Annotated in this window: 18 protein-coding genes; 3 read left to right on the top strand and 15 right to left on the bottom strand. The window is 42.5% G+C overall.

Annotated elements, in window-relative coordinates; all coding sequences use genetic code 11:
- Positions 1 to 118 precede the first annotated feature (118 nt).
- Positions 119 to 1,687 carry an HDOD domain-containing protein gene (locus H7844_09880; protein MEO5357591.1) on the top strand — a complete coding sequence of 523 codons (1,569 nt, stop codon included), beginning with the start codon at positions 119 to 121 and terminating at the stop codon, positions 1,685 to 1,687.
- 3 nt (positions 1,688 to 1,690) lie between these two features.
- On the opposite strand, the gene H7844_09885 is transcribed toward H7844_09880, so the two are convergent.
- From H7844_09885 to hemL, 14 genes are all read right to left on the bottom strand, one after another.
- Positions 1,691 to 2,047 (bottom strand): hypothetical protein, encoded by a 357-nt coding sequence (locus H7844_09885; protein MEO5357592.1) that lies wholly within the window; start codon positions 2,045 to 2,047, stop codon positions 1,691 to 1,693.
- 117 nt (positions 2,048 to 2,164) lie between these two features.
- Positions 2,165 to 2,719, bottom strand: a complete 555-nt coding sequence (locus H7844_09890; GenBank protein ID MEO5357593.1) for a class I SAM-dependent methyltransferase — start codon at positions 2,717 to 2,719, stop codon at positions 2,165 to 2,167.
- A gap of 194 nt (positions 2,720 to 2,913) precedes the next feature.
- Entirely contained in the window at positions 2,914 to 3,714 is an 801-nt protein-coding gene (dapB, locus tag H7844_09895; GenBank protein MEO5357594.1) for a 4-hydroxy-tetrahydrodipicolinate reductase, read from the bottom strand.
- Position 3,715: 1 nt separating this feature from the next.
- A complete protein-coding gene (locus tag H7844_09900) occupies positions 3,716 to 3,907 on the bottom strand; it encodes a DNA gyrase inhibitor YacG (GenBank protein MEO5357595.1) in 192 nt (63 codons plus the stop codon).
- On the bottom strand, positions 3,907 to 4,428 hold the full coding sequence (locus H7844_09905) for a Gx transporter family protein (GenBank protein ID MEO5357596.1): 522 nt from the start codon (positions 4,426 to 4,428) through the stop codon (positions 3,907 to 3,909). The genes H7844_09900 and H7844_09905 overlap by 1 nt, the downstream gene beginning before the upstream one ends.
- Entirely contained in the window at positions 4,415 to 4,795 is a 381-nt protein-coding gene (locus H7844_09910; protein ID MEO5357597.1) for a NusG domain II-containing protein, read from the bottom strand. Before H7844_09910 ends, H7844_09905 begins: the two co-directional genes overlap by 14 nt.
- Positions 4,773 to 5,807, bottom strand: coding sequence for an FAD:protein FMN transferase (locus H7844_09915; protein ID MEO5357598.1), 1,035 nt, complete (start codon positions 5,805 to 5,807; stop codon positions 4,773 to 4,775). The genes H7844_09910 and H7844_09915 overlap by 23 nt, the downstream gene beginning before the upstream one ends.
- Before the next feature lie 136 nt (positions 5,808 to 5,943).
- The gene (nrfD, locus tag H7844_09920) at positions 5,944 to 6,846 is read right to left on the bottom strand and encodes a polysulfide reductase NrfD (protein MEO5357599.1); all 903 of its coding nucleotides are present in this window, start codon (positions 6,844 to 6,846) and stop codon (positions 5,944 to 5,946) included.
- A gap of 40 nt (positions 6,847 to 6,886) precedes the next feature.
- A complete protein-coding gene (locus H7844_09925) occupies positions 6,887 to 7,117 on the bottom strand; it encodes a hypothetical protein (protein ID MEO5357600.1) in 231 nt (76 codons plus the stop codon).
- On the bottom strand, positions 7,114 to 7,683 hold the full coding sequence (locus tag H7844_09930; GenBank protein ID MEO5357601.1) for a molecular chaperone TorD family protein: 570 nt from the start codon (positions 7,681 to 7,683) through the stop codon (positions 7,114 to 7,116). Before H7844_09930 ends, H7844_09925 begins: the two co-directional genes overlap by 4 nt.
- A gap of 20 nt (positions 7,684 to 7,703) precedes the next feature.
- Positions 7,704 to 8,258, bottom strand: coding sequence for a 4Fe-4S dicluster domain-containing protein (locus tag H7844_09935; GenBank protein MEO5357602.1), 555 nt, complete (start codon positions 8,256 to 8,258; stop codon positions 7,704 to 7,706).
- Entirely contained in the window at positions 8,255 to 10,450 is a 2,196-nt protein-coding gene (locus H7844_09940) for a molybdopterin-dependent oxidoreductase (GenBank protein MEO5357603.1), read from the bottom strand. The genes H7844_09935 and H7844_09940 overlap by 4 nt, the downstream gene beginning before the upstream one ends.
- Positions 10,451 to 10,738: 288 nt before the next feature.
- Entirely contained in the window at positions 10,739 to 11,209 is a 471-nt protein-coding gene (locus H7844_09945) for a rhodanese-like domain-containing protein (protein MEO5357604.1), read from the bottom strand.
- A 465-nt stretch (positions 11,210 to 11,674) separates the two neighbouring features.
- Positions 11,675 to 12,970: a glutamate-1-semialdehyde 2,1-aminomutase gene (gene hemL / locus H7844_09950; GenBank protein MEO5357605.1), complete on the bottom strand. Its 1,296-nt coding sequence runs from the start codon at positions 12,968 to 12,970 to the stop codon at positions 11,675 to 11,677.
- 291 nt (positions 12,971 to 13,261) lie between these two features.
- On the opposite strand from hemL, the gene H7844_09955 reads away from it, so the two are divergent.
- A complete protein-coding gene (locus H7844_09955) occupies positions 13,262 to 14,176 on the top strand; it encodes a hypothetical protein (GenBank protein ID MEO5357606.1) in 915 nt (304 codons plus the stop codon).
- 255 nt (positions 14,177 to 14,431) lie between these two features.
- A complete protein-coding gene (locus H7844_09960; protein ID MEO5357607.1) occupies positions 14,432 to 15,052 on the top strand; it encodes an NYN domain-containing protein in 621 nt (206 codons plus the stop codon).
- Positions 15,053 to 15,233: 181 nt separating this feature from the next.
- Here H7844_09960 and H7844_09965 read toward each other — a convergent pair.
- Positions 15,234 to 15,443 (bottom strand): hypothetical protein (locus H7844_09965; GenBank protein ID MEO5357608.1); only part of this gene is annotated, 210 nt, incomplete at its 5' end.

Raw genomic sequence — 15,443 nt, forward strand, 5'->3', positions numbered from 1 at the left:
GACACTATCTGTGTAAAGTGTTAAACTACTGTCAGAGAAGAGACGATAAGTAGTTAACGGCTTTGTGGAGGCTTATGGGAATTTATATTAAAGGAATTCCGTAAAAAAGACGAATTCTATGACTGAAAAGAAAACAGATGCGATAACTATTTTAAAGAAGAGGCTTCAGGACTCAAATGATTTCCCTGCGCTTTCTCGTGCAGTCACAATGGTAAGCCAAAAAGCGTCAAAGTATGAGATAACCTCTATTGCCGACCTCACCGGCGATATCCTTGATGACATATCAATAACTAATAAGCTGCTGAAAAAGGTTAACACCTTTGCTTATGCCTCAGCTCAGGGAAGCGGCAAGATTGATACAATATCAAGAGCTGTGTTTGTTGTTGGATTTGAAAAGGTAAAAAACATAGCACTGTCCTTGTTGCTGTTTGAAAGTTTAAAGGATAAAACATCCGCCATGCGCCTTAAGGAAGAAATTCTCGGCTCATATCTAAGCGGTTCCGTTGCGCGGGAGATGGCCGAGGTAACGGGTATCAGAAATACCGAGGAGATATTCATATACTCTGTATTTCATAATTTAGGACGCCTCCTTGTCACCTTTCTCATGCCAAAGGAGGCACAAAATATAAAAATCATGATGGAAAAAAAGAAGATGAGCGAGCTTGAGGCCTCAAGAACGGTTTTGGGCAAAAGCTATGAGGATATTGGAATAATTATCGCCGATGACTGGAGTTTTTCTAAGGAGATGCTTCAGACAATGAAACCCATAAAAGACAAAATCGTGCCGGTTCCCAGATTTGCAATTGAGAAAAAACATACACTGGTTTGTTTTGCCAACGAAATGAGCAGGATTCTGATGACTAACAACACTGAGGGTATATCTGAAAGTTTTGCCATGTTTCTGAGACGATATAAAGACTGCTTTGATGTATCCAGAGACAAGATGGCACATATAGCGGATATTTCCATTAAGGACCTCTCTGAGTATATGTCCGGACTTGATCCCAAAATCACTCAAGTATTATCTGTGGAAAAACTAACTGCCGCTGTTGAGAAATTAAGAGCGCTGGATGAAAACACTATAAAAAAAGCTCAGAGCAAAATAGTGGCGGATGAGCCTAAAATGATAAAAGCTTTGTATTGCTCCGAGTACCGGGAAATGCCTGAAAACGCCGATACTCTGCTAAACAAGGGGATAGTGGATATTTCTAATTATATTTTGCAGGGGCGCTCCTTTAATGACATATTAAATGCAATAATCCAGGTAATGTACAATGCTATGGGGTTTAGCCGTGTCATTTTTTGTGTTAAAAACACTGCGGATTTTTATGTATCAGGGAGGTACGGCCTTGGCGACAATATCAAAGAGATAATCCCAGATTTCAAGTTTAAACTTACCGGTGCAAGCGATGTGTTTAATCTGGTACTGTCAAAGAGGACAGATATAATTATTCAGGACATAAACGACCCCAACGTCAGGTCACGTATTCCGGATTGGTACAGAAAACTTTTTGATTCACAGACATTTATGTTGCTGCACCTCACAGTTGATGATAAACCCATTGGAATTCTCTATGCCGACAAACCCCGTGCAGGGGACATTAAAATACCTCAGGCGATGTTTACCTCTCTTAAAATCCTCAGAGATCATCTTCTTATGGCTATCAAGAAAAGCCATCACGTTTAAGGATTATTTCCCTGTTTTTTTCTTTAAAACCGGCTGCAAGTAAACAGATACGGTTTCTCTGCGTTTATCCGCAGGGGGAGAGGGGAAAACGGTGTATGTCCCCGGCTGCAGGATTTTGCCTGTAATTTCGGTACCCGTGCAGAGAACCTCATTGCCGGTTTTAGTTGTGCGCTCTAAACAAAAACCATCAGGTGCCCCATCCACCCGTATCACTAAATGAGGAGAGGTTACCTTAACCGGTTTGGATATTTTTTTACCGCTGATACCGGCTTCACCCCTGATATAGATGCCGGTTATCTCAAGAGCTGCGGCATCATTCAGAGTTAATGTAAGAAATATTATTAGTAATAGTTTTTTCATCTTTTGATAATTTCCACCTTTAAAAACGCTGTTTTTCGGTGGCGGGATGTGCCTAAGTGACAGAGGTGTGGCAATCCCTGTTTTATCAAATTGATAATGAACATATTTCTACCGGTATTATGAGTTTAATGTAAGCACAACACTTTGGCTAATAAATGTCTCAGGAGTTGCCGCCACAGAAAATCCATATTTTTTTGCTATTTCAAGGGAGTCTTTAAATGCCTTTTCTGAGACGTGTATTTTGGGCTCTGCAATAAACATTTTACCTCCCTGATTTAAAACAGTTTTAACCTGGTTAAACAACCCATCCTGCTCCGGCACCTCATGAACAACCCAGAAGGCAAGCACAAAATCCACCTTGCCGGTGACCTCTAAGCTATTGTCCTTGCAAAGCACCGTTGAAATGCGGCTGTCGACACCTGCCCGTTTTGCTCTTTTTATCAGCACATCAAGCATTTTCTGCTGTAAATCCACAGAGATGACTGCTCCGCCGTCCCCGACAAGTTTAGCCATCCCGATTGAAAAATATCCCATTCCGCATCCAATATCCAGCACCCTCATCCCTTCCTTTACATAAGGCGACAGAAGTCTTTTGGGTTCATGCACAAGGTTTCTCAGCGGATTGTCAAAAGCATAAGCCAGGTACCACGGACAGACATGATGTTTTTTCACTGTAATCTCCTTATACTAAGCCGCATTCTATCCCCTAACCTTTTTGGCGTCATCAAAAGCTCCTCGCCGTACTCTCTCCCCTAAAAGGGGAATCCCCTGTAAGGGGAGCCGTAGCTTTTTTCCTTGCCGCCTGCGTTTACTTCAGAAGACTGCAACTTAGTATTAATCAGCATTTATTTAATTGTGGCGGTTAATTACTTCAACCCCAGTACATCTTGCATATCGAATAATCCTGCCGGTTTGTTCTTAATCCAGACAGCGGCCCGCAACGCACCCCTTGCAAAGGTATCGCGGCTTGAGGCCTTGTGGGTTATCTCAATTCTTTCACCCAGGCCGCCAAACATTACAGTGTGCTCGCCTACAATATCACCGGCTCTGACTGTCTGGATTCCGATTTCCTTTTTTGATCTTTCCCCGATTATGCCCTTACGCTCAAAAACGCCAACCTCATTGATATCTCTTCCCAGAGACTCCGCAATTACCTGAGCCATCTTTATAGCAGTTCCGCTGGGGGCGTCCTTTTTAAGTCTGTGGTGTGCTTCCACTATCTCCACATCGTAGTCATCCCCAAGGGTTGAAGCTACCTCTTTTAATATTCTTAAAAGAAGATTTACTCCCACCGACATGTTGGGAGCAAACACTATGGGAATAGTCTTAGCGTACTGTTTAAGCTCATCAATTTGCGTGGCACTCAAACCGGTTGTGCCTATCACAACAGGGATTTTCAGTGAGGCATAGGTTTTTAAGTTTTCCAGTGTTGCCTCCGCCGCCGTAAACTCGATAGCCACATCGGCCGCCTTTAGTGCCTCTGACAAATTACTTATGGAAACTCCGGTTTTTGCGCCACCTGCCACATCCGCAAAGTCTTTGCCAATTGCGCTGTGTCCGTGTTTCTCAAAAGCTCCGGTAAGGGTTATTTCAGGATGCTCAACCGCCAACGCCCCTATTCTCTGTCCCATTTTGCCGGATGCTCCGGCTACCGCCACTTTTACCATCTTAATCCTCCTCTGTATCGTCAGGGGGTTCCCCGTTTTTTGCTTTTTCATCAAGCGGGCCGGCGGCAATCCGGTACTCCCCGTCCGCCCACTTACCAAGGTCCGTTAATTTACACCTTTGCGTACAAAACGGCCTGTACGGACTGTCCTGCCACTTAACTTCTTTCCCGCATATCGGACATGTTACCACCATCAGCTATTGTGTACGTTATCCTGAGTTTTTTTCAAGCGCTCAAGTGCCATTGCACTAACTATTCCGTTAACTGCACCGGTGAGTGTCCCTAAAAAAATTATAACCGGCGTAATTATCAATATTGCCCTGAGGTTTTGTATAAACAAGAAATAAGCCGACGTTATTTGCCCCAGGTTGTGAAACAGTGCTCCAATGAGGCTGAGCCCTATTGGGCTGAAGGTGCCCGGCATAATCCTGTAAACAGCCCCCATTGCCGATATGCTTAGTATGCCCCCACTTAAACTCAGCACAAAGGCCGGCCCTAGAAAAGTTCCGGTTATAACAGAGCCCCCAATCACTCTTATAAGAGAAACTGTAAATGCAGCCTTGAAGCCGTAAAGAAGCAGCGTAATCAGAACAATTGTGTTAGCCAGACCAAACCTCAGCCACGGCACCGGGGTTGGTATAAACCTCTCAAACCCCGAGATGGCAACAGCAAAGGCACTGAGCATTGCAAGAGTGTATTTCTCACGTTGTTGCATCAACACCTCGTGTGCCTTTCCCTGTGCCGTGTTCTTCAACAGTGATGACGGTTTTATTGGGCAGGCATATGATTGCTCCACGGTCAATAAAACCCTGTTTTACACAAATCTTATTTGGACAGTCGGCTCCTATGACGGCAACCCGCCCGCCTTTTATCTCTATCTCTATAAATTGCAATGTTATCCTTCTGTCCTCATTTAGTGAATACCGATAAAGGAGTTTATTGTTGACCTCTATCTTTACAACTCCTCCTGATGTTACCCCTTTAGAGACATGATACAAGCCTGTGAGTGAGATGATTATTAAAAATAAAAAAAGCGCTAAATCACCAGGGGTCAACCGGTTAGTTAAAATTTTCCTGTTCAAATTCCCCTTTAAGGTTATCCGTAATATAGGTTGTGTTATCGCTGTAGATTAGGAATGCTTTCAGGTTATGTTTCTTTACAAATTCAAGCCCCTTTTTTTTCCCCATCACAAACACGGCGGTTGAGAGGGAATCTGTCGTAACGCCCTCAGGATTTACTATGGTAACGCTTTGAAACTCCGGCGCCGGGTAGCCGGTCTCAGGGTTTAATATATGGTGGTAACGTTGTCCGTTTGAAACAAAAAAACGCTCATAGTCCCCTGAGGTTGACACTGCCTGGTCTTTAAGTTTTAAAATGCCTTTGAGGTCTCCCGGAGCCGCCCTTGGCTTTTTGACTCCGACAAACCACGCAGTGCCGTCTGGTTTTGTGCCGAAGGTTTTTATATCCCCGGCCATTGCTGCAATGCCGGAGTTTATACCGGCCCCTTTAAGTACCTCAACGACCTTATCCGCTGTATATCCCTTGGCAATACCCCCCAAATCAAGCAGCATTTTTTTTTGCTTCAGCATGACGGTTGACTGTCCCGCATCTAAAACTATATTTCTGTAATCAACCAGTGGCAGCTGTTTTTTTATTGCCTCCTCATCGGGTTTAATTGCCTTAGCAAAATCCCACAATACCATTACAGGCCCGATTGTTACATCAAAAGCCCCTTCTGTTAACACTGCTGTCTCCACAGATTTTTGCACTAATTCAAACGTATCTTCAGAGACCTTAACCGGCTTAATACCGGCATTTTTATTAATCAGCGACACCTCGCTATCCGGCAGGAAAAAACTAAAAAGGTTGTCATAGTAGTCAACTTTTTTAAATGCCTCACTTATAGCCTTTTCAGCCGCATCCTGAGTTTTAGCCACAACCGTAATCGTAATTGACGTATCCATGGCAATCTTTGTCTTTTTATATATTTGCGCTCCGGCCGTCCCCTTATACATATTGTTTAAGTAAACAAACACAAGCGCTAAAGCCGTCGTCACAACAAGAGCTGTTATAACTTTTGAAATATTTTTCAATATACTCTCCTTTAGAAGAAATTATACACTAATAAAGAAGGTAAAGATAAGTACGGGGAATTATTCCAATTCTAATTCAATTGTCTAACTTCGTTGACTTTGTCAACGAAGTTAGACAATTGAATGCAACTTAGTCTTAAAACACGACACCGGTTATCTGGCCGGCGTAAATGGCAACATACCTGAGCATATAGCCGCCGATAAGTGTACAGAGCAGAGCTATTATTTTAAAGCTGCCACTTTGAGCATTTCCGCTAAAAAACTCATACACCCCATACAAAGCCGGAACAATAATTCCCAACAATAGTACGCCGATTAAAAACGAAACCCTCAGCTCTCCGCTTAACACTACAGAAAGTGAACCCCGTGCATACTCGGAAGAATTATATAGTCCAAATAAAAACAAAAGAAGCGACAGCAGCAACAGAAACAACAGCACTATGTCCATGATGTGAAGCAAGTGGTTGTCCTGTTGAACGTCCTCTGATTTCGAAAACATGTGGATTAAACGCACTACGGCAATGCCGTCAATGACCGCTGAAAACATAAACATGAGGGGCAGTACCGGAGAGTTCCACAACGGCCTTGCTACAAGAGTGCTTAAAAGAAGCCCTGTGTATGTGGCGGTTACAAAGGCTAAAATAAATCCCGATACATTTATCAGCCTGCTTAGCAAAGCAACATCAAACAAATTTCGTATCTTTAAATAATCGTATCTTTCAGGCAAGACCACAATAAAGTTGACGGTGGAAATAATAGAAAACAAGAAAATAATCCATGCACCTACAGACATAACCGAGGTTGGCTCAAAATGAGTCAACAGTCGCCAAAAATACAACGGTTTTTCCAAATCATACACAAGCCCAAGCATTCCGGCCATTATTGGAAACGGCGCAATCAAAGCTGCTGTTTTAGCCGTCTGACGATATTTACCGGCATCGGTAAGCTTTGCTATTGAGCCAACCAGCACAGCTCCGGCACTTATCCCCGCACTAAACAGGTAGAAGACTATTATATAATTCCAATATATTTGGTTCATGTTCCTTCTCTCTTACCCTAAGAGAGTCAACCTCCTAACCTCAACTATTGGCAAGCTTAGGGGCTGCATCCGTACCGGTGGCAAGCGTTTTGTCCCTAAACCATGTTATATTATCCGTCTTAACAGCCGTTTCCTTTAACTCTTTCCAAATGGTAACGTCATAAGTTGAGCTATTGGAAAATAACTCTGTACTTTTCTTATTGTAGCCGTTAAAAGCAAGAAACACCGTCACAATTAAAGTAAAAATCACTGCCGTTATCAGATTTTTCATGCAAATACCTCATTAGCCGCATTCTTTTCAAAACAAATAAAATCGTCTGTTATTCTTAAAACTGATAAATAAAACTCATCCATCTTATTTTTAACAGCTTCATCAATCAATGATGGAATCCAGTTCAGATGTTCGCTCATAAACAACTGTGCATGGGTGGAGGGGTAATTGTCATATAAAAAAGACAGAAAATCCAGTTCAAGAGCAAGATGGTCCGGCATACAGGCGTAGGCCTCCGGTATCTCAATTCCAAAACTCTCATATAAGAAACTCATATGGAGCGCCGAATCTCCCATAAGAAAGCCCTTTGAGGAATTACCGCTTCCGGGCTCAGTGCTCCACGGTTTATACACCGATTCAACCAAGCTGACCCCTCTGTCGTTAAAACTGCCGTAATATTTCATGCAGAGACTGTCAAATGTAATGTTTTCATCTTTAAGCTGTGCTATGTTGCCTGAGTTAATACTGTTAGCAAGAAAATATCCGTAAATCGTGTTATAAAGCGTCCCATCGTTAATAAAATCAACGATCTCCTTATCCGGCTCATTTACAAGCCATGCAAGCAATCTACAAACCTCCGCTGTGTTCATTTTATAACATAATAAATAGATGGTTTTGTATTGAGCTCTTTAAGCAGCCGGATATGGCTTACTTTTGCAAGTGCTATTGAAATCTCACCGCCTGGGTCGTTGAGATCGCCAAATACCCTGACCCCCATAGGACACGTGGTAACACATGCCGGTTTCTCACCCTTTAAAACCATTTCTATACAAAAATTACATTTATGCACATGCCCGTACTCCTCACTTATCACTCTTACATTATACGGACACGACAGCAGACAGTACTTACACCCGATACACTTTTGTGCATCAACCATCACTACGCCGTCCTGCCGTTTATATGAGGCCCCCACCGGACACACCTTTACACACGGTGGATTGTCGCAGTGCTGGCACTGTACAGGCAGAAACCTCCTGCTGAAATTCGGGAATTTGCCGTACTCCCTTTCCTCAATACGATTAAAATTATCTCTGGGAGGAAGCTCATTTTGGTTTTGGCACGCAACCGTACACGAATGGCAGCCGATGCACTTGCTTGAATCTATAAGCATTCCCCATTTTTTTATCGTATCTGTCATACTTTCTTTATCCTTACTATAATCTCATTTGCCATAACATGCCCAACCACGGGGTCGAAATATGTAGGCAGAAAGTCATTATAAGACAGCCCGACGCCATAGGAATTATCCAGATGTTTTGAAAATCCGCCGTAACCGCTTGGCATCCACACACAGGACGGATGAAGCCCCTCTGTGACCCTGACTTTCATCACTCCCCTGCCGATATCGGACTCTATCAGGACGTTATCACCGTCTTTGATGTTAAGCTCCTCTGCACGGCTGCGATTTATCCACAGGCGTATCATATCCGTCCTGAGGCTAAGCTGCCGCAGCATAGGAATATGAAAAGTCATAGCGTTGGTTTGTGCCGACTGCTTGCCGTGAAGGAGCCTGAAGGAACTTCTGTCGGCAGGGTCGGGATTTGTAAGGGGAGCAATCCAGTTGGGGAGGGGATCAATATTAAGAGCGCTTAACTTTTCAGAGTAGATTTCTACTTTCCCTGATTTTGTTTTCGGTGGTTTAAAACCATCCCGCCATGCTTCTCCGACATTCATCACTCCCTCTTTTTTTAAATCCTCCACCGTGATGCCAAATGGCTTAAGTCTCAGCGCATTTGCCTCTTCCTGTGTGAAATTAAAGTACTTTTCAATACCAAGCCCTTTGGATAGCCCCACAAGTATGTCTAAAAGCGGTTTAGTATCAAACATGGGTTTCACTATTTGTTGCACGATACTTACCTGCCCGGTTTTTAAAGAGTGCACAGTATCAACCGCATCGTCTCTCTCAAGAAAAAATGACTCCGGCAAAACATAATCTGAGATTGAGGCAGTCTCAGACATAACACAATCAATTGTTACCAGAAGCTGAAGTTTTCTATAACCAGTGATCACACGCTTTGGATTAGGGTTGGTTCTTAACGGGTTTGTGTGATAAATGAAACCTGCCGAGAGGTCTCCGGATAGCGCCAGCTCTGGGATGGCATGTGAGATTCCATCCGAGTACGACCCCAGCGGGTATCTGCCCGGGATACCCGAACCGTCCGCTTTAGGCACTTTTGGAATCTCAGGGGATGGATGTCCTCCCTCCTTAAGCTCTCCCAACTCCGGCTTCAGAGGCATGTACAGGCCCCCTGTTCTTTCAAAGTTTCCGGCAAGAGCATTAATTATAGCTACCGCCCGTGCTGTCTGAAAGCTGTTTATATATCCGGCGCCGTATCCGCCGTGATAGCCTCTGTGAACAAGAGCATGTGGTTTGTTTGCTGCAAACTCTCTTGCTATGCGATATATCGTGTCCTTAGGAATGTGGCAGACCTTTTCAGCCCACTCAGGTGGATAGGTTACAATGCTGTCCTGAAGTTTATCAAACCCGACGGTATTATTTTCGACAAATTCCCTGTCATAGAGGTTCTCATCAATGATTACATAAATCATGGCTAAAAGAAGAGCCAAATCAGTTCCGGGGTTTACCGGCAGCCAGTCGTTGGCAAGCACTGCCGTCTCACTGTGCCTTGGGTCAACCACAACTACTTTAGCTCCGTTGTTTTTAGCATACATCAGGTCTGTCAACTGATCTAACCTGATACCGGCCGCCGGATTTCTGCCTACAATTATAATGTAGCGGGAATTTTTCATATCAATATACGGCAGTCCGCCATAGGTCACGTTAAAAGCTGCGTTTCTTGCTACATAACAAGTAGAGCCGTGTGAGGCGGTGTTAGGAGAGCCCAGTGCGTGCATAAATCTAAAAGAAAGGGCGGCGTTTGCCATCGGATACTGAAGCCAAAAAACTGACTGCGGGCCGTTTTCCATGATTATTAAATTTAGCCTTATCGCAATCTCCTTAAAAGCCTCTTCCCATGAGATCGGAACAAAGGTGTTGTTTTCTGTTTTTTTAAGCGGCTGCTTTACTCTGTGGATATCATAAAGACCATGAATAAACCCGTGTCCGCGCGGACACACAGAGCCGGGATTATTATTAGCCTTTGGATTACCCTCAATCTTCCAAATGCGGCCGTTTTTAACATACACATAAATCCCACAACGGTTAGCCCCGCAACCCTGACACTGAGTAGGGATTTTGCTTACTTCGGATTTTTCAGAACTTTCCTTCCGCCACTTAGTGAAACTCAACAGACTCAGAGCACTCGTTGCAGCTACCCCCACCCCTGCTGCTTTTAAAAATGACCTTCTTGATAATTTATCATTCAACATACTTACGTTAAGGATGTTTTGGGAAGGACTCCGTCCCTCCCCTTAGACCCTATCCTGCAAGGGAGCCGGCTCCCTTATACCAAGTTGCATTCATTCGATTAACTTTGTTGGCTTCGTCGAAAGCTCCTTGACGTACGAGCATAGTACGCCTTTGTCGCTTTCTCCTTGCCGCCTCGTTACTCTTTTGACTACTACTTGGTATTAACCCTATTTTCCCATTACTGTATCGATTTGTAACTCATATTTCAAATTCCTATATTTTTAAGGATTATACCATAACTTTTCAGTTTAACGTTCTACAGGGTGTCCGGCCTTTACCCAGTCCGCCATTTTCATATTAACGGCGGTAACGTCTTTGAAACCAACGTCTTTAAGAGCTTTTGTGGTAAGAGCGGCACGCCCTCCGATGGCACAGTAGATGTAAATCTTCTTTGATGTATCTGTTTTATCGGGATAACCGGCAACCATCTTCCATATCTTAAATTCAGCAAGGCCTCTCGGTAAATTGATAGCACCCGGAACAAAACCCGACTTATACTCATCCGGTTCCCTTACATCTATAATTATTGCATCACCTTTATTTTCAGTTACCTTTTTAAATGCATCCATATCAATAACATTAATTGATTTTTTAACATTTGCAACTAATTCATCAATGCTCTCCGGCCATGGCCGTGCCGTCTTTGGTTCCTCTGCAAATGCAAAACAAGAGTACATCAACACATACATCAAACTTAAAAACACAACTTTCCTGCCCATAATCCGCCCTCCAACTGTTTATTTAGAAATCTAAAAAACTTTTATTAATGTACTATACTATAAATATAGCTGTCAAGATAAAAATAATTGCCTTTGTAGTTAACGAAGATACTATTTTATTTGTGTAAATCATGCCGCTAACTCCTCTGTCATTCTGTGCTCCTGAGCTTGTCAAAGGGCTGAGCCTATCGAGAGCGCACTCCTCTGTCATTCCCAACTTGATTGGGAATCCAGTCCTTTAAAACATCTGACGCTAAGTTGTTGAGACATATTTTAAAGGGTCTGTATAGTTTCTTTAGGGGAGACGTCAAGGAGCTTTCGACGAAGCCAACAAAGTTAATCGAATGAATGCTGCTTGGTATAGCTGATTAGCATAAAACGGGGAGGTCAGTATAATTAATTCAATGTTTTCGGCAGGAAACATCTGCAATACCTTTACACTATTACCAATGTGCTTATGTTCCTTTAAACAGATTTAAGAACATCATAACCGGCGCTAATGGTATCTTCTATATCTTTTTGAGAGTGTGCGCAGGAGAGAAAGAACGCTTCAAACTGAGACGGGGGAAGGTATATGCCGCGGTTGAGCATTCCTCTGAAGTATTTGGAAAACATCTGTGTATCGCATGATAAGGCTGAGGGGTAATCGGTAACCTCTTTATCGGTAAAATACTGGCACATCATAGAGCCGATGCGGTAGATTTTAACTTTTATGCCGGCCTTTTTAGCGGCGTCATTGAGGCCGTCCTCCAGGGCTTTAGATGTTTCATTTAGTTTCTCATAAAAACCGGGCTTGTTGATTATATTTAAAGTGGCAATGCCTGAGGCCATTGCTATGGGGTTTCCTGAGAGAGTACCTGCCTGATACACAGGGCCCTCGGGGGCAATGAGAGACATTATTTCTCTCTTTCCACCATAAGCGCCCACAGGAAGCCCGCCCCCTATAACTTTTCCCAGACAGGTCATATCCGGTTTTATTTTAAACAGTGCCTGAGCCCCACCATACGCTGCTCTGAAGCCTGTCATAACCTCATCGAAAATCAGAATGATACCGTGTTTTTCCGTTATTTCCCGTATCTCATCAAGGAAGCCGTCTTTAGGGATGACGCAGCCGATATTTCCGATAATCGGTTCAAGAATGAGGCAGGCAATGTTTTTCCCTTCCTTTTCAATAACGTTTTTGAGAGCGTTGGAATCATTAAACGGGACAGTGATAGTGGCCGATGCATAGGATTCAGGGACACCCGGACTTGTCGGAACACCCAGTGTGGTAGCGCCGGAGCCGGCTTTGGCAAGCAGACCGTCAGCGTGGCCGTGGTAGCAGCCCTCAAATTTTATAATTTTATCCCGATTTGTAAAACCGCGTGCCGCCCTGATAGCGCTCATGGTGGCCTCAGTGCCGGAATTCACAAAGCGCACTTTATCCATAGACGGGTAAGCTTTTATAATCAGCTCCGCAAGTGTAACCTCATAGGGATTAGGAGCTCCGAAACTGGTACCCCCTGCGGCTGCCTCTGTGATTGCCGCTATTACCTCATCGGGTGCATGGCCTAAAATCAGAGGTCCCCACGAAAGCATGTAATCAATATAGGAGTTGCCGTCAACGTCCGTTAGTTTTGAGCCCTTAGCGTGAGATATAAAAAGCGGATTGCCCCCGACAGCCTTGAAAGCTCTGACAGGACTGTTGACGCCCCCGGGAATCAGGCTTTGCGCTTTTTCAAAAAGCGCCTTAGATTTCTCTGTTGATAGTTCTTTATCCATTTTTTCCACATCAGATATTAGCATGAAGACAACTTTTTTGTAAATAAAAAATTTAACTTTTCGGCAATAACAACTTGCGAAATATATTCAATATGTGTTATAATGCTGTGGTGTTGAGTTTGATAAGCAATAAACCAATCATTAAAACAAATGATATGGTTGGAAAGTGTTACAGCCTTTCATTGCTAAATACAACTTGTTAGCAGCGGAGTTAACTGCATAGACAATTTTTTTTAATTAAGTTAGTAAAACCACAGGCGTTTATGTCAGGGGAAAAAAGAGGAGGCTGTCATGAAATGGTTTGCGTTGTGCCTGTTATTGGTAATTCTTACTGTCCCTTGTTTCGCCGGAGATGATATTTGTTATGAGGTAAGTAAGGAGACCGGCACTAAGTGGAAATGTGAAGGATGTGTATGTAAAACAGTTAAACAACTTCCAAAACCAAAAGAACAGTTTAAAGAAGAGGATTACCAATATGTAGAAACTCCAGCCCATACTGTTTATAAGTGTAAAGGAGTTGGCACTAAAGACCTAAAATGTGTACCCGCTGAGCCCGGAGCTACCGGCCGCCCTATGAATGAGGTGTTATACAAAAAACCATCTCAAGAAATCGTTTATTATGATGACACAAAGCCAAAAAAAGACAGTGGGATTAATTACTGCTCTGCACGAAAAAAGCCGGAATACGGGATAATGTCGTATGCAAAAAGAGGTGTAAGACAGGATAGGAATGCAAGCAGCAGCGACAGAGACAGAAATCCCTATGTGCAAGCGCTACAAACCGCACTTAAAACTGGAAGAGGAGTAACAGAGGCGGCACGAGGCTTGCAGGCATATTCTAACTATATAGGGGCGGAGACGTCAACGTCTCCTAAAGTTGAAGCAGCATGGCGAAATCTTCAGTCATACATGGGGTCTGGTCATAGTGCAGCAGGTGCACAGATAGCAAATGAGACATATGCCAATGCGCTAAAAGAAGCAGGCGTTGAAAACAATTCTGCTAATGTTGACAGTAGTAATACAAACAATTCATTTCGTAAAAATGACACAATAAAGACAATTCAAACGCCACAATCTTTTGATCAAGATTTTACTGGTTTTAAGTTTATAGACGGCGTCCCTCTTCTTGGTGTGGCAGGCGGCGCCATTAACACCAATACAAATAAATTCTGTCACAGATCAGGGAATATGTATTTCTGTGATTAAAAAAAGGGAGCTGCAAAAAGCACCAATTACTTTTCTGAAAAATTAATTGGTTGACGAATAAATAGTAAAAAATGGAGGTACAATAAAGACATGGCAACGACACTACCGATAGAGATATACGAGGCATTTGAAAAAACACTTGACAAATAAGGATTTTTGTATTATTATACATCAGATATTTAGATACGTTGACCCCCCCTATGGTTTCGACCAAGGGTACAGAGCCACTTCTTAGTGGCTCTTGTGTTTTTTAGCATGAAGACATATGTATATATAGATGGGTTTAACATGTATTATCGGGCATTAAAAAATACAAAATACAAATGGCTTGATTTTATGAGCCTTTGTAAACTGCTACTAAAACCTACAGATACAATCGAATGTATAAAGTATTTTACGGCTATTGTTAATGGTATTGGCGATACTGACAGGCCTATTCGCCAAAAGACCTATATAAGAGCTTTAAAAACTTATATTCCAGAATTAAAGGTTTACTATGGAAAATTTTTAACAAATAATATAAAAATGCCTTTGGTTAATCCACAAAACAATGTCAAACTCGCTGAGGTTATTAAAACTGAAGAGAAAGGTTCAGATGTAAACCTTGCAGTGCATTTATTAAACGACGCATGGCTTAATCTTTATGACTGTGCAGTAATTATTTCTAACGACAGTGATTTATTAGAAGCTATTCGCATCGTAAAAGTACAATGCAAAAAACAAATAGGCTTGTTTATACCTGAGAAACGTCATCCATCTGTAGAATTAATTAAATTAGCTGATTTTAGAAAGCCAATTCGTAGTACAGTCCTGGCAAACAGCCAACTTCCTAATCCTATCCCGAACACTACAATACATAAACCAACTTCTTGGTAATTAATACCACATTTAGGACAAACCTTCACATTCTATTTTTCAGCAGGTAGCTTATGCCGAAATCTTTCTTCTTTGCTTATCTGTCAAGACACTCCCTCCTTCTCAGTAATATACTAACTCAGTTAGGGATTTGTCCATTTTCATCTGAACTAAAACACGTTCAGATTTTTTAATGATTTTTTTAAATCTTTTCATTGTCAACTATCATTGTATCAAAATAGTCTTTTAAAGCATTATGAGTTATAATTTCTCCGGGTTTAGTATTTTTCCATGGTGGCTCTTCATGTGCCATTTGAGCTAATCTCCATTGCCCCGTAAGCGTCAAGTTAACCCCACCCGTGATTTTATAGCATAAGATTACGGTCAATATATTGTGGGAGCAAGAGTTTGT

The sequence above is a fragment of the Nitrospirae bacterium YQR-1 genome (assembly GCA_039908095.1).
Classification (GTDB): Bacteria; Nitrospirota; Thermodesulfovibrionia; order Thermodesulfovibrionales; family Magnetobacteriaceae; genus Magnetomonas.

Coding starts and splice junctions, on each gene's coding strand:
- H7844_09925 (MEO5357600.1), bottom strand. CDS start 7,117: ATGAAAAATCTGATAACGGCAGTGATTTTTACTTTAATTGTGACGGTG.
- H7844_09900 (MEO5357595.1), bottom strand. CDS start 3,907: ATGGTGGTAACATGTCCGATATGCGGGAAAGAAGTTAAGTGGCAGGAC.
- hemL (MEO5357605.1), bottom strand. CDS start 12,970: ATGGATAAAGAACTATCAACAGAGAAATCTAAGGCGCTTTTTGAAAAA.
- dapB (MEO5357594.1), bottom strand. CDS start 3,714: ATGGTAAAAGTGGCGGTAGCCGGAGCATCCGGCAAAATGGGACAGAGA.
- H7844_09880 (MEO5357591.1), top strand. CDS start 119: ATGACTGAAAAGAAAACAGATGCGATAACTATTTTAAAGAAGAGGCTT.
- H7844_09905 (MEO5357596.1), bottom strand. CDS start 4,428: ATGCAACAACGTGAGAAATACACTCTTGCAATGCTCAGTGCCTTTGCT.
- H7844_09945 (MEO5357604.1), bottom strand. CDS start 11,209: ATGGGCAGGAAAGTTGTGTTTTTAAGTTTGATGTATGTGTTGATGTAC.
- H7844_09935 (MEO5357602.1), bottom strand. CDS start 8,258: ATGACAGATACGATAAAAAAATGGGGAATGCTTATAGATTCAAGCAAG.
- H7844_09885 (MEO5357592.1), bottom strand. CDS start 2,047: ATGAAAAAACTATTACTAATAATATTTCTTACATTAACTCTGAATGAT.
- H7844_09960 (MEO5357607.1), top strand. CDS start 14,432: ATGAAGACATATGTATATATAGATGGGTTTAACATGTATTATCGGGCA.
- H7844_09940 (MEO5357603.1), bottom strand. CDS start 10,450: ATGTTGAATGATAAATTATCAAGAAGGTCATTTTTAAAAGCAGCAGGG.
- H7844_09955 (MEO5357606.1), top strand. CDS start 13,262: ATGAAATGGTTTGCGTTGTGCCTGTTATTGGTAATTCTTACTGTCCCT.
- nrfD (MEO5357599.1), bottom strand. CDS start 6,846: ATGAACCAAATATATTGGAATTATATAATAGTCTTCTACCTGTTTAGT.